At 45.4% G+C, this 240-nt stretch carries 1 protein-coding gene; it reads right to left on the bottom strand.

All coding sequences use genetic code 11. The annotated features are described in order from the left end of the window. Window positions 1–240: phage tail protein (locus tag CF394_RS14180; protein ID WP_207761740.1), on the bottom strand; the 240-nt coding region annotated here is incomplete at both ends.

Below are 240 nucleotides of genomic sequence, written 5' to 3'. Positions count from 1 at the left end.
GATCCAGCCCCGTAAATGCTCGCTAGCGGACTCGTATATTCCGCTGTAACCGCGTAAGTTCCAGTTTTTTCGTCTTTTTTACCGAATCCTTTGATAAACGTTTTAAGTTGGCTTGTATCGATCTCTTTCGATGGATTGGCTGCGTTAAGTCTGTGCCGTATCTGATGATCTGTGTATCTCGCAATCTGCTTCGCAATATAAATCGTTCTGCCGGTACAATCAAACTCCGCGCCAAACTCC

This window comes from Tetzosporium hominis (genome assembly GCF_002265435.1).
GTDB classification, from domain to species: domain Bacteria; phylum Bacillota; class Bacilli; order Bacillales_A; family Planococcaceae; genus Chryseomicrobium; species Chryseomicrobium hominis.
The sequence above is the reverse complement of the archived record's forward strand: the minus strand, read 5'-3'. Positions and strand labels throughout refer to the sequence as shown.